The 22300-nt window shown below is 69.9% G+C and carries 20 protein-coding genes; 17 read left to right on the forward strand and 3 right to left on the reverse strand.

The window, feature by feature from the left end; all coding sequences use genetic code 11:
- Positions 1 to 6 precede the first annotated feature (6 nt).
- The 5 genes from nuoL (at position 7) to VQH23_RS18810 (ending at position 7433) form a co-directional block, all read left to right on the forward strand.
- Complete coding sequence (gene nuoL / locus VQH23_RS18790; RefSeq protein ID WP_338662252.1) at positions 7 to 1923, forward strand: NADH-quinone oxidoreductase subunit L; 1917 nt, start codon at positions 7 to 9, stop codon at positions 1921 to 1923.
- Positions 1920 to 3431 carry an NADH-quinone oxidoreductase subunit M gene (locus VQH23_RS18795; protein ID WP_338662253.1) on the forward strand — a complete coding sequence of 504 codons (1512 nt, stop codon included), beginning with the start codon at positions 1920 to 1922 and terminating at the stop codon, positions 3429 to 3431. Before nuoL ends, VQH23_RS18795 begins: the two co-directional genes overlap by 4 nt.
- Positions 3432 to 3435: 4 nt before the next feature.
- Positions 3436 to 4857, forward strand: a complete 1422-nt coding sequence (gene nuoN, locus VQH23_RS18800; protein WP_338662254.1) for an NADH-quinone oxidoreductase subunit NuoN — start codon at positions 3436 to 3438, stop codon at positions 4855 to 4857.
- A complete protein-coding gene (locus VQH23_RS18805; RefSeq protein ID WP_338662255.1) occupies positions 4854 to 5579 on the forward strand; it encodes a biotin--[acetyl-CoA-carboxylase] ligase in 726 nt (241 codons plus the stop codon). The genes nuoN and VQH23_RS18805 overlap by 4 nt, the downstream gene beginning before the upstream one ends.
- Before the next feature lie 201 nt (positions 5580 to 5780).
- Positions 5781 to 7433 (forward strand): ribonuclease J, encoded by a 1653-nt coding sequence (locus VQH23_RS18810; protein WP_338662256.1) that lies wholly within the window; start codon positions 5781 to 5783, stop codon positions 7431 to 7433.
- A gap of 20 nt (positions 7434 to 7453) precedes the next feature.
- Here the strand turns inward: VQH23_RS18810 and VQH23_RS18815 are convergent, their stop codons facing one another.
- On the reverse strand, positions 7454 to 7750 hold the full coding sequence (locus tag VQH23_RS18815; RefSeq protein WP_338662257.1) for a hypothetical protein: 297 nt from the start codon (positions 7748 to 7750) through the stop codon (positions 7454 to 7456).
- A gap of 96 nt (positions 7751 to 7846) precedes the next feature.
- Here VQH23_RS18815 and VQH23_RS18820 point away from each other — a divergent pair, with 96 nt between their 5' ends.
- From VQH23_RS18820 to VQH23_RS18835, 4 genes are all read left to right on the forward strand, one after another.
- Positions 7847 to 8107 carry a DUF1467 family protein gene (locus tag VQH23_RS18820; protein ID WP_338662258.1) on the forward strand — a complete coding sequence of 87 codons (261 nt, stop codon included), beginning with the start codon at positions 7847 to 7849 and terminating at the stop codon, positions 8105 to 8107.
- Between the two features lie 292 nt (positions 8108 to 8399).
- Positions 8400 to 9716, forward strand: coding sequence for a proline--tRNA ligase (gene proS, locus VQH23_RS18825; protein WP_338662259.1), 1317 nt, complete (start codon positions 8400 to 8402; stop codon positions 9714 to 9716).
- On the forward strand, positions 9716 to 10969 hold the full coding sequence (locus tag VQH23_RS18830; protein ID WP_338662260.1) for a lipoprotein-releasing ABC transporter permease subunit: 1254 nt from the start codon (positions 9716 to 9718) through the stop codon (positions 10967 to 10969). Before proS ends, VQH23_RS18830 begins: the two co-directional genes overlap by 1 nt.
- A complete protein-coding gene (locus VQH23_RS18835) occupies positions 10962 to 11657 on the forward strand; it encodes an ABC transporter ATP-binding protein (protein WP_338662261.1) in 696 nt (231 codons plus the stop codon). Before VQH23_RS18830 ends, VQH23_RS18835 begins: the two co-directional genes overlap by 8 nt.
- On the opposite strand, the gene clpS is transcribed toward VQH23_RS18835, so the two are convergent.
- Positions 11654 to 11959, reverse strand: coding sequence for an ATP-dependent Clp protease adapter ClpS (gene clpS / locus VQH23_RS18840; protein ID WP_338662262.1), 306 nt, complete (start codon positions 11957 to 11959; stop codon positions 11654 to 11656). The two genes, VQH23_RS18835 and clpS, sit on opposite strands and share 4 nt — an antisense overlap.
- Before the next feature lie 67 nt (positions 11960 to 12026).
- Here clpS and dnaE point away from each other — a divergent pair, with 67 nt between their 5' ends.
- Positions 12027 to 15476 (forward strand): DNA polymerase III subunit alpha, encoded by a 3450-nt coding sequence (gene dnaE / locus VQH23_RS18845; RefSeq protein WP_338666128.1) that lies wholly within the window; start codon positions 12027 to 12029, stop codon positions 15474 to 15476.
- A 6-nt stretch (positions 15477 to 15482) separates the two neighbouring features.
- Here the strand turns inward: dnaE and VQH23_RS18850 are convergent, their stop codons facing one another.
- A complete protein-coding gene (locus VQH23_RS18850; RefSeq protein ID WP_338662263.1) occupies positions 15483 to 16310 on the reverse strand; it encodes an NADPH-dependent oxidoreductase in 828 nt (275 codons plus the stop codon).
- 146 nt (positions 16311 to 16456) lie between these two features.
- On the opposite strand from VQH23_RS18850, the gene VQH23_RS18855 reads away from it, so the two are divergent.
- From VQH23_RS18855 to VQH23_RS18885, 7 genes are all read left to right on the forward strand, one after another.
- Positions 16457 to 17014: a hypothetical protein gene (locus tag VQH23_RS18855; RefSeq protein WP_338662264.1), complete on the forward strand. Its 558-nt coding sequence runs from the start codon at positions 16457 to 16459 to the stop codon at positions 17012 to 17014.
- Positions 17015 to 17214: 200 nt separating this feature from the next.
- Positions 17215 to 18138: a 30S ribosomal protein S2 gene (gene rpsB, locus VQH23_RS18860; RefSeq protein ID WP_338662265.1), complete on the forward strand. Its 924-nt coding sequence runs from the start codon at positions 17215 to 17217 to the stop codon at positions 18136 to 18138.
- Positions 18139 to 18294: 156 nt separating this feature from the next.
- Positions 18295 to 19209: a translation elongation factor Ts gene (gene tsf, locus VQH23_RS18865; RefSeq protein ID WP_338662266.1), complete on the forward strand. Its 915-nt coding sequence runs from the start codon at positions 18295 to 18297 to the stop codon at positions 19207 to 19209.
- 156 nt (positions 19210 to 19365) lie between these two features.
- On the forward strand, positions 19366 to 20085 hold the full coding sequence (pyrH, locus tag VQH23_RS18870) for a UMP kinase (protein ID WP_338662267.1): 720 nt from the start codon (positions 19366 to 19368) through the stop codon (positions 20083 to 20085).
- 10 nt (positions 20086 to 20095) lie between these two features.
- Positions 20096 to 20668 carry a ribosome recycling factor gene (gene frr, locus VQH23_RS18875; RefSeq protein WP_338662268.1) on the forward strand — a complete coding sequence of 191 codons (573 nt, stop codon included), beginning with the start codon at positions 20096 to 20098 and terminating at the stop codon, positions 20666 to 20668.
- Between the two features lie 13 nt (positions 20669 to 20681).
- A complete protein-coding gene (gene uppS / locus VQH23_RS18880) occupies positions 20682 to 21431 on the forward strand; it encodes a polyprenyl diphosphate synthase (RefSeq protein WP_338662269.1) in 750 nt (249 codons plus the stop codon).
- Positions 21424 to 22299 carry a phosphatidate cytidylyltransferase gene (locus tag VQH23_RS18885; RefSeq protein WP_338662270.1) on the forward strand — a complete coding sequence of 292 codons (876 nt, stop codon included), beginning with the start codon at positions 21424 to 21426 and terminating at the stop codon, positions 22297 to 22299. The genes uppS and VQH23_RS18885 overlap by 8 nt, the downstream gene beginning before the upstream one ends.
- Position 22300 lies beyond the last annotated feature (1 nt).

Here is a 22300-nt window from a genome sequence, read left to right on the forward strand (position 1 = left end):
GGCGCCATGTTCGTCGGTGCCGTCTTCTTCCCGCTCCTGGGCGCGACCCTCGCGGGCTTCTTCGGCCGCTGGCTGGGCGACCGGCTCTCCATGTGGGTTTCGGTCGGCTGCATGGTGCTGGCCGCCATCTGCGGCGTCTCGGCCTTTGTCGAGGTCGGGCTGAACCATCAGCCGCAGACCATCACCATCCTCAACTGGATGGATGTCGGCGGGCTCACTGTTGACTGGGCCCTCCGCTACGACACGCTGAGCGCCATGATGGTGGGGATGGTGACCTTCATCTCCACCTTCATCCACATGTACAGCGTCGGCTACATGTCTCATGATGAGACGCCGCCGCGCTTCTTCGCCTATCTCGGCCTCTTCACCTTTGCCATGCTGATGCTGGTGACGGCGGACAACCTGGTCCAGCTCTTCTTCGGCTGGGAGGGTGTCGGTCTCGCGAGCTACCTGCTGATCGGCTACTGGTACGAGCGCGAGAGCGCGAACCGGGCCGCGATGAAGGCCTTCATCGTGAACCGCGTCGGCGACCTCTTCTTCATGCTCGGCATGGCGCTGACCTTCTGGACCTTCGGCGCGCTGAACTTCAACGACATCTTCCCGCGCGTGGCGGAGATGAGGGGCGTGACCTTCGCCGGCCTGCCGGTGCTGGAGGTGATCGCGCTGCTCCTGTTCCTCGGCGCCTGCGGCAAGTCGGCCCAGCTCGGCCTGCACACCTGGCTGCCGGACGCGATGGAGGGCCCGACCCCGGTGTCCGCCCTCATTCACGCGGCAACGATGGTGACCGCCGGCGTCTTCCTGCTGGCGCGCATGTCGCCGGTCTTCGAGTACGCGCCGAACACGCTGACCCTGGTAACGATCGTCGGTGCCTCCACCGCCATCTTTGCCGCGACGATCGGCTGCGTGCAGAACGACATCAAGCGGGTGATCGCCTACTCCACCTGCTCGCAGCTCGGGTACATGTTCTTCGCCCTTGGCGTCGGCGCCTATCAGGCGGCAGTGTTCCATCTCTTCACCCACGCCTTCTTCAAGGCGCTGCTGTTCCTCTCCGCCGGGTCCGTGATCCACGCGATGTCGGACGAGCAGGACATCCGGAAGATGGGAGGGATCTGGAAGAAGATCCCCGTCACCTACGCGGTAATGTGGATCGGCAGCCTGGCCCTGGCCGGCGTGCCCTTCTTCGCCGGCTACTACTCCAAGGACATGATCCTGGAGAGCGCTTTCGCCGCCCATACGGGAGCGGGGATGTACGCCTTCGCCATGGGCCTGCTCGCCGCCTTCCTGACGGCCTTCTACTCCTGGCGGCTCCTCATCCTCACCTTCCACGGCAAGCCGCGGGCGGACCACCACGTGATGGAGCACGTGCACGAGAGCCCGGCGGTGATGCTGATCCCGCTGCTGGTGCTGGCCGTGGGCGCCATCTTCACCGGCGCGGTCTTCTACGAGCACTTCGTTGGCCACGACCAGCAGGCCTTCTGGAACGGGGCGATCTTCACGGCGGAGCACAACCACGTGCTGCACCACGCGCACGAGGTGCCGTCTTGGGTGCCGCTGGCGCCGACGGTGATCGGCATCGCCGGCATCCTGCTGGCCTACCTGTTCTACATGTTCTTCCCCTCCATCCCGGCCCGCATCGCCGCGGCCTTCCCGGGCGTCCACAAGTTCCTGCTGCACAAGTGGTACTTCGACGAGCTGTATGACCTGCTCTTCGTCCGGCCCTTCCGCCGCCTCGCGCAGGTGTTCTGGAAGACCGGCGACGCCGCCATCATCGACGGCGTGCCGAACGGCGTGGCCGCGCTCACGGTCGACGCGGCGCGCGGCGCCGCGCGGTTCCAGACCGGGCGCGTGGCGAACTACGCCTTCACCATGATCGCGGGCCTCGTGGTCTTCGTCTCGGTCATTTTCCTGGGCTTCACCCGATGAACGCCGCCGGCTTCCCGCTGCTCTCCCTTCTCACCTTCCTGCCGCTGGCGGGGGTGGTGGCGATCCTCTGCGTCCGTGGCGACGAGGCGACCGTCGCCTCCAACGCCCGCTGGACGGCGCTCTGGACCAGCCTGATCGTCTTCGTCCTCTCGCTCATTCTGTGGTTCCAGTTCAACGCCTCCAGCGCGGAGCCGCAGTTCGTCGAGAGGCTGAACTGGCTGCCCGATTTCGGCGTGAACTACCACATGGGCGTGGACGGCATTTCCGTGCTGTTCGTACTGCTCTCGACCCTGCTGACGCCGATCTGCATCCTCGCCTCGTGGGAGGCGGTGCAGACGCGCGTGAGGGAGTACATGATCGCCTTCCTCGTCCTGGAAACGATGATGGTGGGCATGTTCTGCGCGCTTGACCTCATCATCTTCTACGTCTTCTTCGAGGGCGTGCTGATCCCGATGTTCCTGATCATCGGGATCTGGGGCGGGCAGCGGCGGGTCTATGCGGCCTTCAAGTTCTTCCTCTACACGCTGCTCGGCTCCGTGCTGATGCTGCTGGCCATCCTCGCGCTCTGGTACAACGCCGGCAGCACGGACATTGCGGCGCTGATGCAGAAGGCGGTCCCGTCCTCCTGGCAGTACTGGATGTTCCTGGCCTTCTTCGCCTCCTTCGCCGTGAAGGTGCCGATGTGGCCGGTTCACACCTGGCTGCCGGACGCCCACGTGGAGGCACCGACCGCCGGCTCCGTCATCCTGGCGGGCGTGCTGCTGAAGATGGGAGGCTACGGCTTCCTTCGCTTCTCCATCCCGCTCTTCCCCGAGGCGTCGCAGTTCTTCGCGCCGATGATGTTCGCGCTCTCGGTCGTGGCGGTGATCTACACTTCCATGATCGCCTTCGCGCAGCAGGACATGAAGAAGCTGATCGCCTACTCCTCCGTCGCCCATATGGGCGTGGTCACGGTGGGGCTGTTCACCTTCAACCAGCAGGGAATCTCCGGCGCGATCTTCACCATGCTGGCCCATGGCGTGGTCTCCGGCGCGCTTTTCCTCTGCGTCGGCGTGGTTTACGACCGGCTGCACACGCGCGAGATCGCCCGCTACGGCGGGGTGGCGAAGGTGATGCCGGCCTACGCGCTGGTCTTCATGCTCTTCACCATGGCGAGCGTCGCGCTGCCCGGCACCGCCAATTTCCCGGGCGAGTTCCTGGTCATCACCGGCGCCTGGAGGTCCAACGGCTGGGTCGCGCTCGGCACCGGCATGGGCATGATCCTCGGCGCGGCCTACATGCTCTGGCTCTACCGGCGCGTCGTCTTCTCCCGCATCACGCGGGACGAGGTGCGCGGCATGCTGGACCTCTCTCCGCGCGAACTGGCGATCTTCGCGCCGCTGATCGTCCTCACCCTCTGGATGGGGATCTATCCTTCCTCCTTCACCCATGTCTGGGAGGCCTCCGTCGCCGCGCTGATCGAGCGACACGAGGCTGCCCTGGCGGTACCGCGCGTGGCGGGGCTCTGAGACGATGAACTGGACCCTCGCCCTTCCCGAGATCCTCCTGGCGGTCTCGGGCCTCGTGCTCCTGCTCGTCGGCGTCATTCCCAAGCGGGACACGACCTTCCCTGTCACCATGGGCACGCTCGGCGCGCTCCTTGTTACGGCGGTGCTGGTGATGGCCGCGCCCGACGGCATGGCTTTCAACAACCAGTTCGTCTCGGACAGCTTCGCGCGCTTCGCGAAGGTGCTGATCCTGCTCGGCGCCGCCTCCGGCCTGATGCTGGCGCTGGACTGGAACGAGAGGCAGGGCATCGCCCGGTTCGAGTTCCCGGTCCTCGTGCTGTTCAGCACGGTGGGCATGCTGGCGATGGTCTCGGCCGCCGACCTCATCACCCTCTACCTCGGGCTCGAGCTGCTCTCGCTGTCGCTCTATGTCATCGCGGCCTTCGACCGCGACAACGCGCGCTCCGCCGAGGCCGGGCTGAAGTACTTCGTTCTCGGCGCCCTGGCCTCCGGCCTCTACCTTTATGGCGCGAGCCTGACCTACGGCTTCTCCGGCTCCACGAACTTCGCGGCGATCGCCAGCGCGGTCTCCACGACGGAGGGAACCTCGCTCGGGCTCGTCGTGGGCGTCACCTTCGTGGTCGCCGCCCTGGCCTTCAAGATTTCGGCCGTGCCCTTCCACATGTGGACGCCCGACGTCTACGAGGGCGCGCCGACCCCGGTCACCGCCTTCTTCGCCTCGGCGCCGAAGGTGGCGGCAGTGGCGCTGCTCGTGCGGGTGCTGGCCGATCCCTTTGTGGACCTCGCGGAGCAGTGGCAGGGCGTGATCTGGCTCGCCTCGCTCGGCTCCATGCTGCTCGGCTCCTTCGCCGCCATCCGGCAGAACAACATCAAGCGCCTGATGGCCTACTCGTCCATCGGCCATATCGGCTACGCGCTGATGGGCCTGGCGGTGGCCACCGATGTCGGACTGCGCGGCGTGATGCTGTATATGGCGATCTACATCGCCATGAACGCGGGCGTCTTCGCTGTGCTCGTCTCCATGCGCCGCCAGGGCCGGTCGCTGGAGCAGGTGGACGACCTCGCCGGGCTCGGCCGCACCGATCCCGGCATGGCGGCTGCCATGACGATCTTCATGTTCTCTATGGCCGGCATTCCGCCGCTCGCAGGCTTCTTCTCGAAGCTCTACGTCTTCCTGGCAGCGGTGCAGGAGGGCTTCTGGGTGCTGGCCGTGGTGGGCGTGCTGACCAGTGTCGTAGGTGCCTATTACTACCTACGCATCATCAAGGTGATGTACTTCGACAGCTCCGCAGGGGCGCTGGACCCCCGTCCGGCTGCCGTGTCCATGGTGCTGGCGGGGGCAGGGCTGTTCAATGTGCTCTTCTTCCTCTTCCCGGCCCCGATCGTCGCGGCGGCGGCGGCTGCGGTGGCCGCGCTGACGGGATGAGCTCATTCCCGGTGGGCTGGCGGCTGCTGGTCCACGACCAGCTTCCCAGCACCGCCGACCTGATCCGAGAACGTGCCGAGGACGGCGAGGCGGAGCGCCTGGCCGTCCTTGCGCATCGTCAGACGGCCGGGCGCGGCACGCATGGGCGGGCCTGGGAGTCTCCGGCCGGCAATCTCTACCTCTCGGTCCTCCTCCGCCCGGCGTCGCCGGCGCGTGAGGTGCCGCAATGGTCCCTGCTGGCGGCCGTAGCCTTGCACGATGCGCTGACGCCCTGGGCCGGCCCGGGCTTGGCGCTGAAGTGGCCGAACGATCTCCTGCTGAAAGGCGCGAAATGCGCCGGCATTCTCGCGGAGGCGAGCCTGAGTACGGCCGGTGGGCTGGACTGGCTTGCCTTAGGCTTCGGCGTGAACCTCGCCCATGCCCCGGCCGTGCCGGGCCGCCGTACGGCATCACTACCGGCGCCGGCGCCCGGGCCGGAGGAGGCCGCTGCCGCGGTCCTGGCCGCGCTGGACCGCTGGCGGGCTCTCCGGGAAGCGCAGGGGTTTGCCCCCGTCCGGGCCGCCTGGCTCGCGCGAGGCCACCTACCCGGCGCGGCCCTCACCGTCACGGCTGCCGGTGCTCCGTTGAAGGGGTTGTTCGAGGGGCTGGACGATACGGGCGCCCTACGGCTCCGAACGGCCCGGGGACTTGAGACCGTCACGGCAGGGCAGGTCGAGGCCTGACCGCAACGGCGCCGGAGCGGAGTGACCGGAAGGTGATCGCCCGCCCCCGTTCTGCCTCTTGTTCCCCGGCGCCCCGCCCGGCATTCGAAGCTTTGCATCCGATCAAGCCGCCGGGCCGGGACGCCCCCTGTTGGCGACCCGCGGCGCACCCCCCATCTGTCCTGCAACGATAGACCCTGACTTAGTCAAGAACGAGAACGAATGACCTTCGATACGACCGACGACCTCGCCTTCCTCCCGCTCGGGGGGACGGGGGAGATCGGCATGAACCTCAACGTCTACCGCCTGGACGGACAGCTCCTCGCGGTGGATTGCGGAATCGGCTTCGGCGGCGCCGAGGCGCCCGAGGCCGAGATCCTCGTCCCCGATCCTGCCTGGCTTTCCGAGCGGCGGGACCGCCTCGTGGGGCTGGTGATCACCCACGCGCATGAGGACCACCTCGGCGCCGTGGCGCATCTCTGGACCCAGCTGCGCTGCCCCCTCTATGCCAGCCCCTTCGCCAGCGCGGTGCTGCGGCGCAAGCTCGGTGAGGCGGGGCTGCTGCACGAGGTGACTATCCACACCGTGCCGCTCTCCTCCCGCGTGAAGATCGGGAACTTCGATCTGCAGTTCTTGCGAGTGGCGCACTCCGTGCCCGAGTCTCAGGCCCTCGCCATCCGCACGCGGCACGGCACCGTTCTGCACACGGGCGATTGGAAGCTGGACCCTGATCCCCTGATCGGCCCGCCCACGGACGAGGCTGCCTTCGCCCGTCTCGGCGAGGAGGGGGTGCTGGCGATGGTCTGCGACAGCACCAACGCCCTGGTGGACGGGCATTCCGGCAGCGAGGCCAGCGTGCTCGAGGCGCTGACGGCGCTGATCGCGACGCTGAAGGGCCGGGTGGCCGTCTCCTGCTTCGCGACGAACATCGCGCGCGTGGATTCGATCACGCGCGCCGCCATGGCCGCCGGCCGGCGCGTGGCGCTCTTCGGCCGCTCCCTCCGCAATGCCGACGCGGCGGCGCGGGAGACGGGCTACTTTAAGGACCTGCCGCCCTTTCTCGACGAGGAGGAGGCCGGCTACCTTCCCGATGACGAGCTGCTGATCATCTGCACGGGCAGTCAAGGCGAGCCTCGGTCCGCGCTGGCGAAGATCGCGACGGACACCCATCCGCAGATCTCCCTGGGTGAGGGGGACACGGTGATCTTCTCCTCCCGCATGATCCCCGGGAACGAGAAGGCGATCATGAACGTGGAGGCCGCGCTCTACCGCGCCGGATGCCGCGTGATCACGCCGGACTCGGAGCACCCCGTGCACGTCTCCGGCCATCCGGCCAAGGACGAGCTCCGGCGGCTTTACGACCTGGTGAAACCCCGCCACGCCGTGCCCGTGCACGGGGAGTGGCGCCACCTGCAGGAGCACGCGGCTCTCGCCCGCGAGTTCGGCGCCGAGCCGCACCTGATCGAGGACGGCGACATGCTCCGGCTCGGGGGCGGGCCCGTCGAGGTCTGCGAGACCGTGCAGAGCGGCAAGTTAGCCGTGGACGGCACGCGCCTGCTGCCGCTCGACGGCGGCGTTCTCGGTGCGCGGAGGCGGATGCTGTTCAACGGCGTGGTCGTCGGCTCGCTCGCGGTGGACGACAGCGGCCGGGTGCGGGGCACACCTCAGGTCTCAGCCCCTGGCCTGTTCGAGCAGGGCGAGGACGCTACGGCGCAGATCGCGGCCGACCTCGTGCGGCTGGTGAACGACCTGCCCGCGCCGCTGCGGCGTGAGGACTCGGCCCTGCGGGAGGCGGCGCGGACCGCCCTCCGCAAGGCTATCGGGCGCCGCGTCCGCAAGCGCCCCCTGGTGGAGCTCCACCTGCTCCGGGTCTAGTCCCGGAGCAGGCCGGGTGCTCAGCGGAACGGGATGGCGATGGTCACCCCGGGCTGCGCGTAGGCCACCGGCGGGCCGTAGCCGTAGCCGTGTCGGTAGCCGCGGCGGTAGGCGTGGCGTTCCTCCTGATGGCGCCGCCAGGCCTGCTCCCGCCGCCACTCGCGGCGCTCGTGCCGGCGCCAGGCCTGCTCGCGGCGCCACTCGTGGTGGCGGTAGGCCCGCTCGCGCTCCCAGCGGCCGCCATGGGCCTCAGCGGTCTGCGGGATCGCCGGGATGGCTGCGAGGGCAAGCCCGGCGAGAAGGATGAGGCGTCGCATCTTCGTCTCCCTTCGGATCGACATGGCGTAGAAACGCAGGGGATCGCGCCGGGATTACGGCCGATCCCGGGCAAGTGAGGGCAAGGTTGGGGCAGGATGGGCTGGGCCGCGGGAATCGTCGTCTTCTTCCTCGTGTGGTGGACGGTGCTCTTCGCCGTGCTGCCGCTGGGCATCAGCCCCGATCCGGAGGCCGCCGAGGCGGGAGGGTGGCGCGGGGCCCCGCGCCAGGTCCGCGTCGTCCGGGTGGTCCTGCTGACTACGCTGGTTTCCGTCCTCGTCTGGCTCATCATCGAGTGGCTGGTGACGGCCGACTGGCTGTCCTTCCGCGAGGGATGGCTGGCGATGCCCAATGATTAGTCGTTATGCAGCGCTAGGCGGCAGCTATGCCGAGGAATACGTCGTTCTGTGTCGTGGAAGCCTATTTTCTTGGCGTTCGATGTTGGATTTTTCTTCGTCCCGGGGCCGCACTGCAGCATGATCGGGACATGGAAGAGGGCTCTTCCTCTTCCGCCGTGTGACTGGCGTTTCCTCCCTAAACTCGGGCCGTCCCTTCGGGGCGGCCCTTCTTTTTTGCGCGCCCGCCGGGCGGATTGCGCGGCCCGCCCCATGCTCTAGGTTGCCCCCCTCTTCCCTTCCGGAGCCCTCCGCCTTGCGCCTCTCCCGCGCCTTCCTGCCCACGCTGAAGGAAACCCCCGCCGAGGCGCAGATCGTCTCCCACCGGCTGATGCTGCGCGCGGGCATGGTCCGCCAGACCAGCGCCGGCATCTACGCCTGGCTGCCGCTGGGCCTGCGCGTGCTGCGCAAGGTCTCCGATATCGTGCGGCAGGAGCAGGACCTGGCCGGGGCGCAGGAGATCCTGATGCCGACCATCCAGGCCGCCGAGCTCTGGAAGGAGAGCGGGCGCTACGACGGCTACGGCAAGGAGATGCTGCGCATCATCGACCGGCACGACCGGGAGATGCTCTACGGCCCGACGAACGAGGAGATGGTCACCGACCTCTTCAAGACCTACGCGAAGTCCTACCGGGACCTGCCCCGCAACCTCTACCACATCCAGTGGAAGTTCCGGGACGAGATCCGCCCGCGCTTCGGCGTGATGCGCGGCCGCGAGTTCCTGATGAAGGACGGCTACTCCTTCGACCTGGACGCGGAGGCGGCGCGCCAGTCCTACCGGCAGATGTTCCGCGCCTATCTCCGCACCTTCGCGCGGATGGGGCTGAAAGCCATTCCGATGCAGGCGGATACCGGCCCGATCGGCGGCAACCTCTCCCACGAGTTCATCATCCTGGCGGAGACGGGCGAGAGCGTCGTGTATCTGCACAAGGATCTGCTGGAGTTCGACGTGCTGGAGCAGGACGGGACCGGCACGGGTGACCCCTCGCCGGTGGTGGATTTCTGGACCAGCCGCTACGCCGCGACGGACGAGAAGCACGACGAGGCGGCCTGGGACGCCATCCCCGCCGAGAGCCAGATCACCGCACGCGGGATCGAGGTGGGCCACATCTTCTACTTCGGGACGAAGTACTCCAAGTCCATGGGGCTGACCGTGGCGGGGCCGGACGGCACCCCCGTGAACCCGGAAATGGGCTCCTACGGCATCGGCGTGTCCCGCCTGCTCGGCGCCATCATCGAGGCGAGCCACGACGAGGAGGGCATCATCTGGCCGGACGCGGTGGCGCCCTTCGCCTGCGCGATCCTCAACCTCAAGCCCGGCGACGCGGCGGCGGACGCGCTGTGCGAGCAGGTCTACGCCGCGCTTCCGGGCGAGGCGGTGTACGACGACCGGCCCGAGCGCGCCGGCGCGAAGTTCGCCGATGCCGACCTGATCGGCTATCCCTGGCAGGCCATCATCGGCCCGCGCGGCGCCGCGAAGGGCATTGTGGAGCTGAAGCGCCGCGCCACCGGCGAGCGGCTGGAGCTGCCGCTGGACGAGGCGCTGGCGAAGATCAAGGCCACCCTCTCCTGATGTTCTCGCCCTTCGAGCGCGCCGTCGCCTTCCGCTACCTGCGCGCCCGCAAGGGCGAGCGCTTCGTCTCCGTCATCGCGATCTTCTCCCTGGTGGGGATCGCGCTGGGCGTGGCGACCCTCATCATCGTCACCTCCGTGATGAACGGCTTCCGGCACGAGCTGTTGGGCCGCATCCTCGGGCTGAACGGGCATCTCGGCGTCTACTCCCAGACGAACGAGGGGTTGCGCGACTTCGACGACATTGCCGTCCGCGTGCGGGGTCTGCCGGGCATCGTCTCCGCCACGCCGATCGTGGAGGGGCAGGTGCTCTTCACCAGCGAGGGCGGCGGCGCCACCGGCGGCCTCGCGCGCGGCATCCGTCCGGAGGACCTGCGCGCCCGGCCGCTGATCGCGGACAACATCCGCGCCGGCAGCCTGCAGCGCTTCGGGGAGCAGGACACGATCGTGGTCGGCAACCGCCTCGCGCGACGCCTGGGGCTGCGGATCGGGGACCGGATCACCCTCGTCTCGCCCCAGGGCCGCGCCACCGTCGTCGGCACCGTACCGCGTCTCAAGGCCTATGAAGTGGTGGCGATGTTCGAGGCGGGCATGCAGGAGTACGATTCCAGCTACGTCTTCCTGCCGCTGGACGCCGCCCAGGTCTACTTCCAGCACCGCGACACGGCGACGCAGGTCGAAGTGTTCGTCCAGAACCCGGACCGGGTGGGCGACGCGACGCGGGCCATCTACGCGGCGCTCTCCGGGCGCCCCGTGCGCGTGCTGGATTGGCAGGCCAGCAACTCCTCCTTCTTCGCGGCGGTGCAGGTGGAGCGGAACGTGATGTTCCTCATCCTCACCCTGATTATCATCGTGGCCGCTTTCAACATCATCTCGTCCCTCATCATGCTGGTGAAGGACAAAGGGCGGGACATCGCGGTGTTGCGCACGGTGGGCGCCACCAGCGGCGCCATCCTGCGCATCTTCCTTCTCGCTGGCGCCTCCATCGGCGTGGCGGGCACGCTGATCGGCTTCGCCATCGGCCTCACCTTCTGCCTGAACATCGAGAGCATCCGGCAGGTACTTCAGTCGCTCACCGGCACGGAGCTGTTCAACGCGGAGGTCTACTTCCTCACCCGGCTGCCCGCGGTGGTGGAGCCGATGGAGGTGGCCCAGGTGGTCGGGATGGGCCTCGGTCTCTCGCTGCTCGCCACGATCTACCCGGCCTGGCGCGCGGCGCGGCTGGACCCGGTGGAGGGCCTGCGCAATGGCTAACTCCCTGCTCTCCTCTCCCGTGCTGGCCCTTCAGGGCGTGGAGCGCCGCTACCGCACGGAGGCCGGGGAGCTGCCCGTGCTGCGCGGCGCGGCGCTGGAGCTGCGCGCGGGCGAGATCGTCGCCCTCGTCGCCCCGTCCGGCACCGGCAAGTCCACGTTGCTACACGTCGCCGGACTGTTGGAGAAGCCGGATGCCGGCGCCGTGCTGGTCGAGGGGCGGGACTCCGGCGGCCTCGGCGACGACGCCCGCACCGCCCTGCGGCGGGAGACGATCGGCTTCGTCTACCAGTTCCACCACCTCCTGCCGGAGTTCACGGCCGAGGAGAATGTGGTGCTGCCCCAGCTCGCGGCCGGGAAGCCTCGGCGCGAGGCGGAGGCGCGGGCGCGGGAGCTGCTCGGCTCCTTCGGCCTGGAAGATCGGCGGGACCACCGCCCCAGCCGCCTCTCCGGCGGGGAGCAGCAGCGGGTAGCCATCGCGCGGGCCCTCGCCAATGCGCCGAAGGTCCTGTTGGCCGATGAGCCCACGGGCAACCTGGATGCCGGCACGGCGGACCGCGTCTTCGCGGAGCTGCTGGCGGCGGCGCGGGGCAGGGGGCTCGCCGCCCTCATCGCCACCCACAACCCGGATCTGGCGGCGCGGATGGACCGCACCGTGACGCTGCGGGAGGGGATGGTGGTCCCGGGCTAGTTCTCCGGCTCGGTCGTGAAGCGCAGCGGGTAGCCCTCCCGCCCGGCCATGTCGGTGGCGCGGGCGGCCTTCTCCTCCGCGATCTCCCGCGTGAAGACGGCCACCACGCAGGACCCCCTCTGGTGGGCCGTCAGCATCACCCGCGACGCCCCGCCCTCATCCATGCGGAACTCCGCTTTCAGCACGCGCACCACGAAGTTGCGGGGCGTGTAGTCGTCGTTCAGCAGAATCACCTTGTGCAGGGGCGGCCGCGCGGGCTTCACCACCTCCTCCACGCGCGGGGGGCTCACGGTTTCCGGCATGTCCGCAACCTCCTTCGCGGTCCCGGAATCTGCTGCGGCGGGGCGGGAGAGCGCCTATATCTCCCCCATGTCCGGCAGCTTCGTCCATCTCCACGTCCACTCCGCCTACTCCCTGGCGGAGGGCGCCATCAAGGCCGACAAATTGCCTGGCCTGGCGAGGAAGGCGGGGATGCCCGCCCTGGCGCTGACGGACACGGCCGTGATGTTCGGCGCCCTGGAGTTCAGCCAGTACGCCGTGAAGGAGGGGGTGCAGCCCATCGTCGGCTGCCAGCTCTGGCTGGCCCGGCAGAAGGAGCCGGAGCGGCCGGAGGCCGCGCGCCTGCCGCCCGACCCGGTGGTGGCGCTGGCGATGGACAGGCCGGGGCTGGAGAACCTTCAGCGCCTCTCCTCCCTCGGCTGGCTGGGGGAGGACCCCTCGGGCAAGCCCGCCATCTCCCTGGACCAGTTGCAGGCCAACGCGTCCGGCATCTTCCTGCTGACGGGCGGCACTCTGGGCCCGCTCGGCCGGCTCCTGGCCGAGGGCCGCCGCGCCCAGGCCGAAGCGCTGCTGGCGGCGCTGCGCGAGGCCTATGGCGACAACCTGGCGGTCGAGCTGACCCGCCACGGCACTGAGCGGGACCGGGCGGTGGAGCCGGGGCTGCTGGCCATCGCCGATGCCGCCGCCCTGCCGATCGTCGCGGCCAATGACGTGTACTTTAAGGACGCCGCCGGGCACGAGGCGCACGACGCCCTGCTCTGCATCGCCGAGAGCCGCACGCTGGCCGAGCCGGATCGCCGCCGCCTGACGCCCGAGCACTGGTTCAAGCCGCCCGCCGCCATGCGGGAACTGTTCAAGGACCTGCCGGAGGCCTGCGACAACACCCTGGCCATCGCCCGCAAATGCGCCGTGATGGCGGAGACGAAGAAGCCGGAGCTCCCCATCAGCCGCAAGGTGCAGGAAGGGCTGACCGAGGCCGACATCGTGCAGGACATGGCCCGCAAGGGGCTGGACAAGCGCCTGGACGCCCAGGGGACGCCCGAGGAGGCCCGGCCCGCCTACCGCGAGCGGCTGGATTTCGAGCTCGGCATCATCGAGAGGATGGGCTTCTCCGGCTACTTCCTGATCGTGGCGGACTTCATCCAGTGGGCGAAGGCGCACGACATCCCCGTGGGCCCCGGCCGCGGATCGGGCGCCGGGTCGGTGGCCGCCTGGGCGCTGACCATCACCGACCTCGACCCCATGCGCTTCGGCCTGCTGTTCGAGCGCTTCCTGAACCCCGAGCGCGTCTCGATGCCGGATTTCGACATCGACTTCTGCCAGGACCGGCGCGAGGAGGTGATCGAGTACGTCCGGCAGGAGTACGGGCCGGAGCAGGTGGGCCAGATCATCACCTTCGGCCGCCTGCAGGCGAAGGCGGTGGTGCGCGACGTCGGCCGCGTGATGGGCATGCCCTTCGGCCAGGTGAACAAGATCGCGGAGCTCATCCCCTTCAACGCCGCCAAGCCGCCCACCCTGCAGGAGGCGCTGGACGGCGAGCCGCGTCTGCGGGAGATGCGCGAGACGGACGAGAACGTGGACCGCCTGATGGAGACGGCGCTGCAGCTGGAAGGGCTGTACCGCAACGCCTCCACCCACGCCGCCGGCGTGGTGATCGGGCGCAGGCCGCTGATCGAGATCGTGCCGCTCTACCGCGACCCGCGCTCCGAGATGCTGGTGACCCAGTACTCCATGAAGTACGTGGAGAGCGCGTCGCTGGTGAAGTTCGACTTCCTCGGCCTCAAGACCCTTACGGTGATCCAGCGCGCGCTGGACATTCTGAAGGGGCAGGGGGTGGAGATCGACATCACCACCATCCCGCTGGACGACGCCCGATCCTACGAGATGCTCGCGAAGGGCGACGCGGCCGGCGTGTTCCAGTTCGAGAGCCAGGGCATGCGGGACGTCCTCCGCATGATGCGGCCGGACCGGTTCGAGGACCTGATCGCGGCGGTGTCGCTGTATCGCCCGGGCCCGATGGCGAACATCCCCGCCTACTGCGCCCGCAAGCACGGCCAGGCCTGGGAGCCGGTGCACCCGGCCATGCGGAGCCTGGTGGAGGAGACCTACGGCATCCTGGTCTACCAGGAGCAGGTGATGCAGATCAGCCAGGAGCTGGCGGGCTACTCGCTCGGCGGCGCCGACCTGCTGCGCCGTGCCATGGGCAAGAAGATCCGCTCCGAGATGGAGGCGCAGCGCAAGATCTTCACCGAGGGCGCCGTGAAGAACGGCATTCCCCAGGACAAGGCGGGCGAGATCTTCGACCTGATGGAGCGCTTCGCGGAGTACGGCTTCAACAAGTCGCACGCCGCCGCCTACGCGCTGGTGTCCTACCAGACCGCCTGGCTGAAGGCGAACCACCCGACCGAGTTCCTGGCCGCCATCATGTCGCTCGACATGACGAACACGGACAAGCTTGCCTCCCACCTGCAGGAGGCCTCGCGCCTCGCCATCAAGGTGCTGCCGCCGGACGTGAACCGCAGTGATGCCGAGTTCGCGGTGGAGGTGCAGGAGGACGGCAAGAAGTCCATCCGCTTCGCCCTCGCTGCCGTGAAGCGCGTCGGGCAGGGCGCCATGCAGGACCTCGTGCGCGCGCGGAAGGAGGGCGGGCCGTTCAAGTCCCTCACGGACTTCGCGGATCGCGTGGACCCGAAGCTGCTGAACAAGATGCAGGTGGAGAACCTGGCCCGCGCCGGCGCCTTCGAATGCCTGGACCCGAACCGGGCGAAGGTGACGGAGGGGGCGGAAGCCATCATCCGCCGGGCCCAGGCCGCGGCCGAGGACCGGTCCAGCGCCCAGATCGGCCTCTTCGGCGCGCCCGGCGCCTCCGCCGACATGCCGCCGCTGCGCCTGCGCGACATGCCGGACTGGCCGCAGCTGGAACGGCTGGAGCGCGAGGCGGAGGCGATCGGTTTCCACCTCTCCGGCCACCCGCTGGACGCCTACAAGGACGCCCTGGCGAAGCTGAAGGTCTGCCCCATCGCCCGCATGACGGAGCGCGCCCAGGCCGGCGCCGCGCGGCTGAAGCTCGCCGGCACGGTGATCGGCACGAAGGAGCGCACGACGAAGACCGGCAGCCGCATGGCCTGGATCCGGATCTCCGACTTCTCCGGCAGCACGGAGGTGACCTGCTTCTCCGAGGTTCTCGGCAAGTGCCGGGACATGCTGACAGAGGGCAACGCCGTGCTCTTCAGCGCCGAGGTGAAGGTGGACGGGGAGGCGGTTCGGCTCACGGCGATGGACTGCGAGCCGCTGGAGGCGGCCGCGCAGTCCATCCCCGCCTCCCTCCGGATCGAGTTCGCCTCGATGGAGGTGCTGGACACCCTGCACGGCATCCTGGAGCGGGAAGGGCGGGGCAGGGGGGAGGTGGTGCTCATCCCCCGCACCGGTCCGGGGCAGGAAGTGGAGCTGGCCCTCCCCGGGCGCTGGAACGTCTCCCCCCGGCTCGCCCAGGCGCTGAAGGTGCTGCCCGGCATCGAGGCGGTGGAGATCGCGGCCTGAGGAGGGCTACTTAAGCGGAAAGCCCATCGCCCGCAGCGTCTCCGCCATGGTGTGGCGGCCGCTGAGGGACTCCGGGCCGGCCACGCGCTTCAGCATCCGCCCCGTCCAGTCTGCCCGGCCCATGCCGTTCGCCTCGGAGAACCCGGCCAGCACCCGGTCGTAGGCCGCCACGGCCGCCTCCTCGCCCGCGGTGCCGTAGGTCTCGCGGTGCAGGACCAGGGATTGCGGCAGGCGGGGCTTCACTTCCGCCCGCGCCTCCGTGTCGGGCCAACCGACCGCCAGGCCGAAGGCGGCGAAGGCCCTGGGCGGCAGGGCCAGCTCCGCCGCCACCTCCGGCGGCCGGTTCCGCAGCGCCCCGACATAGACCCCGCCGAGCCCGATCGACTGCGCCGCGAGCAGCGCGTTCTGGGAGGCGAGCGCGGCGTCCACCAGCGCGACCATGAAGCTCTCCAGGTAGTCCAGCCCGGCCAGCTGTTGCTGGTGCGCCTGCCCCATCCGGTCCAGCCGCGAGAGATCGGCGATCCAGCACAGGAAGAGCGGCGCCTGCCGGATGAAGCCCTGGTTCCCCGCCAGCGTTGCCAGCCGGTCCTTCCAGGCGGGATCCTCCACCGCCACCACGCTCCAAGTCTGCATGTTGGAGGAGGAGGGGGCGGAGGAGGCGGCGGCCACGATCGTCTCCAGCGCCCCCGGCTCCAACGGCCGGTCGAGGAAGTTCCGGTAGGAGCGGTGGGCAAGCATCGCCTCGATCATCGGGCTGCTCGGCCCCGGCGGCAGGCCGGGGATGCCGTAACGGAGATCCGGGGCGGAGAGAGGGGCCTCGGCGGAGTCGGTCATGGGGGCTTGGTCCTGTCGGCGCGTGTCGCGGCGCAGACTGCCACCGGCCCCCCTTGCGGCCCACCCATTGGAACCGGCCCCGCCCGCGCCCAACCTCTCCTTTGTTCTGGGTGCCCCGGAGGGGTGCCCGCCACGAGGAGGATCGCATGAGCAGGGACTTCCTGGACGACCGTCGCCGCGCGCTGGAGGAGGCGTTCTTCGCCCAGCAGAGCGACGAGCTGATCCGCCGCCTCCGCGCGGCCGATCCCGGGAGGCCGGAGCGCGACCAGCTGGCCGAGGTCTCCGGCCTGCGGGACCCGGCGCTGCTGGACCGGCTCGTCTCGCTCGGCATCGGCAGCGGCACCGTCGCGGCCCTGTCCATCGTGCCGCTGGTGGTCGTCGCCTGGGCGGACGGGATGATGGGGGACCGGGAGCGCCGGGCGGTCCTGGACGCCGCCCATGCCGTGGGGCTGGATGCCGGCAGCGACGGGCAGGCCCTTCTCTCCCGCTGGCTCTCGTCGCCGCCTCCCGCGGAACTGGTTTCTGCCTGGACCGACACCGTCCACGCCCTGGGCACGGAGGCGCGGGGCGCGCTGCGGCACCGCGTGATGGAGCGCGCGGTGCAACTCGCCGAGGCCAAGGGCGGCCTGCTCGGCCTGCTGGGCGGGATTTCCGCGCCCGAGAAGGCCGCGCTGGCCCGGCTGGAGGCCGCCCTGGCCTCCTGAACCACTTGCCCGGCCGCGCGCCGCGTGCGATATGCGGCCCCGCCGGGCGAGGGACCTCCCACGCCCGGCAAATCCGCACGCGGCGCGCCCTTCCGAGATAAGCGGCAGGGTCCGGTCCCCCGGGTTTTCCGAAGGAAAATCCCGAGGGCACAGCACCGCGGAGGCCCAACCGGATCATATCGGAAGGAAGGACACGCCCGATGGCGATGCCTGAGGTTACCCTGCGCGGCCTGCTCGAGGCCGGCGTCCACTTCGGCCACCACACCCGCCGGTGGAACCCGAAGATGGCCCCCTACATCTTCGGCGTGCGCAACCAGGTGCACATCCTGGACCTGCAGCAGACCGTGCCGCTGATGGACCGCGCGCTCCGCACCGTGCGCGACGTGGTGGCCGGCGGCGGCCGCGTGCTCTTCGTCGGCACGAAGAAGGCGGCGGCGGACTACGTGGCCGAGGCGGCGACCCGCTGCGGCCAGTACTACGTGAACCACCGCTGGCTGGGCGGCATGCTCACCAACTGGAAGACCATCACCGGCTCCATCAAGCGCCTGAAGCAGATGGACGAGCAGCTGGCCGGCAACACCACGGGTCTCACCAAGAAGGAGATCCTGATGCTGACCCGCGAGCGCGAGAAGCTGGACCGGGCGCTGGGCGGCATCCGCGAGATGGGCGGCCTGCCGGACGTGATCTTCGTGATCGACACGATTAAGGAGAAGCTGGCGATCGAGGAGGCCAACAAGCTCGGCATCCCCGTCATTGCCGTCTGCGACTCCAACGCGGATCCCTCCGGCGTGGCCTTCCCGATCCCGGGCAATGACGACGCCATCCGCGCCATCAACCTGTACTGCGACATGATGGCCGCGGCCGTGTTCGACGGCATCTCCGCCGAGCTCTCCGCCTCCGGCATGGATGTCGGCGCCCAGGCCGACCTCCCCTCCGAGGTGCTTCCGGACGAGGACGGCCTGCCGGGCGCCGGCGCCATCCCCGAGGCCCTCGGCGGTGCCGAGCTGGCCGATGCCCCGGCTCTCGAGGGCGCCGTGCAGTCCAGCCCCACCTCGGGCATGGGCGCGGGCGAGATGGAGACGATGGTCCAGGCCAACCGCGACGACGGCAACAACGCCGGCTGATCGCCCGCGGGCCGGGGCGGGGCTTCCCGCCCGGGCTCGCAATGACATGAACGCGCCGGGGTGGCCTTGCTGCCCCGGCGTGTCGCATACAGCGGCGGCACGAATCGCCCGGGGCCAGCCCTGGGTCACGCCGCCCCAAGGACGGGAAGACGAGAGATGGCCGAGATCACGGCAGCCATGGTCCGCGACCTGCGCGAGAAGACCGGCGCGGGCATGATGGATGTCAAGAAGGCCCTGGTGGAGAGCAACGGCGACGCGGAGGCCGCGATCGACTGGCTGCGCAAGAAGGGCCTGTCCGCCGCCGCCAAGAAGTCCGGCCGCGTGGCCGCCGAGGGGCTGATCGGCGTCGTCGCCGCCGGCACGAAGGCCGCCATGGTCGAGGTGAACGCCGAGACCGACTTCGTGGCCCGCAACGAGCAGTTCCAGGGCCTGGTCGAGACGGTGGCCAAGGTCGCCCTCGAGGTCGGCGAGGACGTGGAGGCCATCAAGGCCGCCCCGTACCCCGGCGCCGGCCACACGGTGGCCGACGAGGTCACCCGCCTGATCGCGACCATCGGCGAGAACATGTCGATCCGGCGCGCCAAGGTGCTGTCGGTCTCCTCCGGCGCCGTCGCCACCTATGTCCACTCCGCCGTGAAGCCGGGCCTGGGCAAGATCGGCGTGCTCGCCGCCCTCGAGGCCCCGGACGGCGGCGATGCGGTGCTGATGCTCGGCCGCCAGATCGGCATGCACGTCGCCGCCGCCCGTCCGGAGGCACTCGACATCTCCGTGGTGGACAGCTCCGCCCTGGACCGCGAGCGCGCGGTGCTGACCGAGCAGGCCCAGGCCTCCGGCAAGCCCCCCGCGGTCATCGAGAAGATGGTCGAGGGCCGGATCCGCAAGTACTACGAGGAGGTGGTGCTGCTGGAGCAGGTCTGGGTGCATGACGGCGAGAGCCGCGTGAAGGCCGTGGTCCAGAAGGCCGGCGCGGAGCTGAAGGGCTTCGCGCGCTTCCAGCTCGGCGAGGGTATCGAGAAGGAGGCCTCGGACTTCGCCGCCGAGGTGGCCGCCGCCGCGGGCACGGCGGGCTGACCGGCCGGCCGGGCCCCGTGCCCGGCCGGTTGCCCCGGCCCGCCGGGGCTTCCTTCGCCGGGCGCTCTCTCGCCCGGCGATCGCCTGCCGGTCCGGTGCTTGCCGCGGCCGGCGGCGCCTTCTAATTTCGCCAGCCGCCCGGGACCGCAGAGAAGAATGACCTCCCCTCGCTATAAGCGCGTCCTGCTGAAGGTTTCCGGGGAGGCCCTGATGGGCTCCGGCCAGTACGGGCTGGACAGCACGACCGTGAACGCGATCGCCGAGGACATCGCGGCCGTCACCCGGCTGGGGATCGAGGTCGGGCTCGTGATCGGCGGGGGCAACATCTTCCGCGGCGTCTCGGGCGCCGCTGCCGGGATGGATCGCGCCCAGGCCGACGGCATGGGCATGCTCGCCACCGTCATCAACGCCCTGGCGATGCAGAACGCGCTGGAGAAGGCGGGCGTGCCGACCCGCGTGCAGTCCGCCATTCCCATGGCCAGCCTCTGCGAGCCCTTCATCCGTCGTCGCGCCGTGCGGCACATGGAGAAGGGGCGGGCGGTGATCTTCGCCGCCGGCACGGGCAACCCCTTCTTCACCACCGACACCGCGGCGGCCCTGCGGGCCGCCGAGATGGGCTGCGACGCCCTGCTGAAGGGCACGCAGGTGGACGGCGTCTACACCGCCGACCCCCGCAAGAACCCGGAGGCGGAGCGCTACGAGGTGCTGACCTACCTGGACATGCTCTCGCGCGACCTGGCGGTGATGGATGCTGCCGCAATTTCGCTCGCCCGCGAGAACAAGCTGCCGATCATCGTCTTCAACATCCACGAACCCGGTGCCTTCACCGCCGTCATGAAGGGCGAGGGCAAGTTCACGACGGTTCACGAGAGCTGAGGGACACGCCATGGCCGCCCCGCCGAACTTCCCCGACCTGCGCAAGGACCTGGTGCGCCGCATGGACGGTGCGATGGAGACCCTGAAGAAGGAGTTCTCCGGCCTGCGCACCGGGCGCGCCAGCCCGGCCCTGCTGGAGCCGATCCGGGTGGAGGCCTACGGCACGAACCAGCCGCTGAACCAAGTGGCCGGCATCTCCGTCGCCGGCCCCGGGCTGCTCTCCGTGCAGGTCTTCGACCGCTCCATCACCAAGCAGGTGGAGGTGGCCATCCGCGACGCCAATCTCGGGCTGAACCCCCAGGCCGAGGGACAGGTGATCCGCGTGCCCCTGCCGCCGCTGACGCAGGAGCGCCGCAACGACCTCGCCAAGCAGGCCGCCCGCTACTCCGAGGCTTCGAAGGTCTCCGTCCGCGGCGTGCGCCGCGACGGGATGGAGACGATCAAGGGCTGGGAAACCAAGTCCGAGATCTCCAAGGACGACGCCAAGCGCTGGTCCGACGACGTGCAGAAGCTGACGGACGAGTACGTCAAGAAGGTGGACGCGGCGCTGTCCGAGAAGGAAAAGGACATCAAGGCCGTCTGAGCCGTCCACCTCCATGAGCGCCGCGACACAGCCCGTCATCACCGCCGGGGGCACCGCCCCGCCCGCGCCCGTCCATGTCGGGATCATCATGGACGGCAACGGGCGCTGGGCCGCGGCCCGGGGCGTGCCGCGCGCCCTCGGCCACAAGGCCGGGGCGGAGGCGACGCGCCGCGCGGTGGAGGCGGCGGGCCAGCAGGGCGTCTCCTGGCTCACCCTCTTCGCCTTCAGCAGCGAGAACTGGCGCCGCCCGGCCGACGAGGTGCGGGACCTGACGGGGCTGATGCGCCACTACCTCCGCCACGAGGTGCGCCAGCTCGTCGAGAACGGGGTCCGGCTGCGCATCATCGGTGACCGCGCCGCCTTCGGGCCGGGGATGATGGCCGAGATCGAGCGGGCCGAGGCCGAGACGGCGGGGAATACCAAGCTCAACCTCAACGTCGCCCTCTCCTATGGCGGGCGGGCGGAGATCACCGCGGCGGCCCGCCGCCTCGCGAGCCGCGCCGCCGCAGGCGAGATCGCCCCGGACGCTATCGACGAGGCCGCCCTGGCGAAGGAGCTGGACACGGCGGGGATGCCCGATCCGGACCTGATCATCCGCACCTCCGGCGAGCAGCGCATCTCCAACTTCCTGCTCTGGCAGTGCGCCTACGCGGAGTTCGTCTTCCAGCCCGTGCTCTGGCCTGACTATGATTCCGGCCACATGCGCGAGGCGATCGCCGAGTTCCACCGCCGCGACCGGCGCTTCGGCGCGCGGAATGGCTGACCCGGCGCCGAGGCCCGGCCCCTCACCGCAAGCGAAGCCTGGAAAGGACTGGCGCGACCTCCGCAAGCGGGTCCTTTCCGCCCTGGTGCTGGGGCCGGCGGCGCTGCTCTGCGTCTGGCTCGGCGCTAATGCCTACACGCTGCTGCTCTCCGTCGCGGCGGCGATCCTTACCTGGGAATGGGTGCATCTCTGCGGCCTGCGCACGGCGAAGCTGCCGGGGGCGGGCGTGCCAGCGGCCGTTTTCGTCGCCGGCGCCCTCTCGGTGGCGGAATTGCCGCTTGCCGCCTGCGTCGTGCTCGGCGGCGGCTTCCTCCTCACCTGGGCCTGGGCGGAGCGGCTGCGCGGGCGGGACCGGCCGGCCCAGCCGGCGCTGCGGCTCGCACTGGGCGTGCTCTACATCGGCGTCGCCTTCCTCTGCCTCATCGAGCTGCGGCACGAGAACGAGGCGGGGAGGGCCAACCTCCTCTTCCTCCTGCTCACCGTCTGGGCCAGCGATATCGGCGGCTACGCCGCCGGCCGTGCCTTCGGCGGGCCGAAGCTCTGGCCGCAGGTCTCCCCGGGCAAGACCTGGTCGGGGGCGGCGGGCGGGCTGCTCCTCGCCATGGGGATCGGTGCCGCCGCGGCGCCCTTCCTCGCCCCCGGCAGTTCCTGGCGCGCGGCCGCCGTGGCCGCCGTTCTCGCCATCGCCACCCAGGCCGGCGATCTCCTCGAATCCGCCATCAAGCGCCACTTCAAGGTGAAGGACACCTCCAGCCTCATCCCCGGACACGGGGGCCTGCTGGACCGGCTGGACGGGCTGCTCGCCGCAGCGCCGGCCGCGATGCTCCTCGCCCTGATCCTGGGCTATGGTGGCGCCCTCTGGCGGTAGC

Origin of the sequence: Pararoseomonas sp. SCSIO 73927 (assembly GCF_037040815.1) — a bacterium.
Taxonomy (GTDB): domain Bacteria; phylum Pseudomonadota; class Alphaproteobacteria; order Acetobacterales; family Acetobacteraceae; genus Roseomonas.

What these genes read in the sequence shown, in the direction of transcription:
- nuoL (WP_338662252.1), top strand. Translation starts at nt 7, where the DNA reads ATGTTCGTCGGTGCCGTCTTCTTCCCGCTCCTGGGCGCGACCCTCGCG.
- VQH23_RS18795 (WP_338662253.1), top strand. Translation starts at nt 1,920, where the DNA reads ATGAACGCCGCCGGCTTCCCGCTGCTCTCCCTTCTCACCTTCCTGCCG.
- nuoN (WP_338662254.1), top strand. Translation starts at nt 3,436, where the DNA reads ATGAACTGGACCCTCGCCCTTCCCGAGATCCTCCTGGCGGTCTCGGGC.
- VQH23_RS18805 (WP_338662255.1), top strand. Translation starts at nt 4,854, where the DNA reads ATGAGCTCATTCCCGGTGGGCTGGCGGCTGCTGGTCCACGACCAGCTT.
- VQH23_RS18810 (WP_338662256.1), top strand. Translation starts at nt 5,781, where the DNA reads ATGACCTTCGATACGACCGACGACCTCGCCTTCCTCCCGCTCGGGGGG.
- VQH23_RS18815 (WP_338662257.1), bottom strand. Translation starts at nt 7,750, where the DNA reads ATGCGACGCCTCATCCTTCTCGCCGGGCTTGCCCTCGCAGCCATCCCG.
- VQH23_RS18820 (WP_338662258.1), top strand. Translation starts at nt 7,847, where the DNA reads ATGGGCTGGGCCGCGGGAATCGTCGTCTTCTTCCTCGTGTGGTGGACG.
- VQH23_RS18830 (WP_338662260.1), top strand. Translation starts at nt 9,716, where the DNA reads ATGTTCTCGCCCTTCGAGCGCGCCGTCGCCTTCCGCTACCTGCGCGCC.
- VQH23_RS18835 (WP_338662261.1), top strand. Translation starts at nt 10,962, where the DNA reads ATGGCTAACTCCCTGCTCTCCTCTCCCGTGCTGGCCCTTCAGGGCGTG.
- clpS (WP_338662262.1), bottom strand. Translation starts at nt 11,959, where the DNA reads ATGCCGGAAACCGTGAGCCCCCCGCGCGTGGAGGAGGTGGTGAAGCCC.
- dnaE (WP_338666128.1), top strand. Translation starts at nt 12,027, where the DNA reads ATGTCCGGCAGCTTCGTCCATCTCCACGTCCACTCCGCCTACTCCCTG.
- VQH23_RS18850 (WP_338662263.1), bottom strand. Translation starts at nt 16,310, where the DNA reads ATGACCGACTCCGCCGAGGCCCCTCTCTCCGCCCCGGATCTCCGTTAC.
- VQH23_RS18855 (WP_338662264.1), top strand. Translation starts at nt 16,457, where the DNA reads ATGAGCAGGGACTTCCTGGACGACCGTCGCCGCGCGCTGGAGGAGGCG.
- rpsB (WP_338662265.1), top strand. Translation starts at nt 17,215, where the DNA reads ATGGCGATGCCTGAGGTTACCCTGCGCGGCCTGCTCGAGGCCGGCGTC.
- tsf (WP_338662266.1), top strand. Translation starts at nt 18,295, where the DNA reads ATGGCCGAGATCACGGCAGCCATGGTCCGCGACCTGCGCGAGAAGACC.
- pyrH (WP_338662267.1), top strand. Translation starts at nt 19,366, where the DNA reads ATGACCTCCCCTCGCTATAAGCGCGTCCTGCTGAAGGTTTCCGGGGAG.
- frr (WP_338662268.1), top strand. Translation starts at nt 20,096, where the DNA reads ATGGCCGCCCCGCCGAACTTCCCCGACCTGCGCAAGGACCTGGTGCGC.
- uppS (WP_338662269.1), top strand. Translation starts at nt 20,682, where the DNA reads ATGAGCGCCGCGACACAGCCCGTCATCACCGCCGGGGGCACCGCCCCG.
- VQH23_RS18885 (WP_338662270.1), top strand. Translation starts at nt 21,424, where the DNA reads ATGGCTGACCCGGCGCCGAGGCCCGGCCCCTCACCGCAAGCGAAGCCT.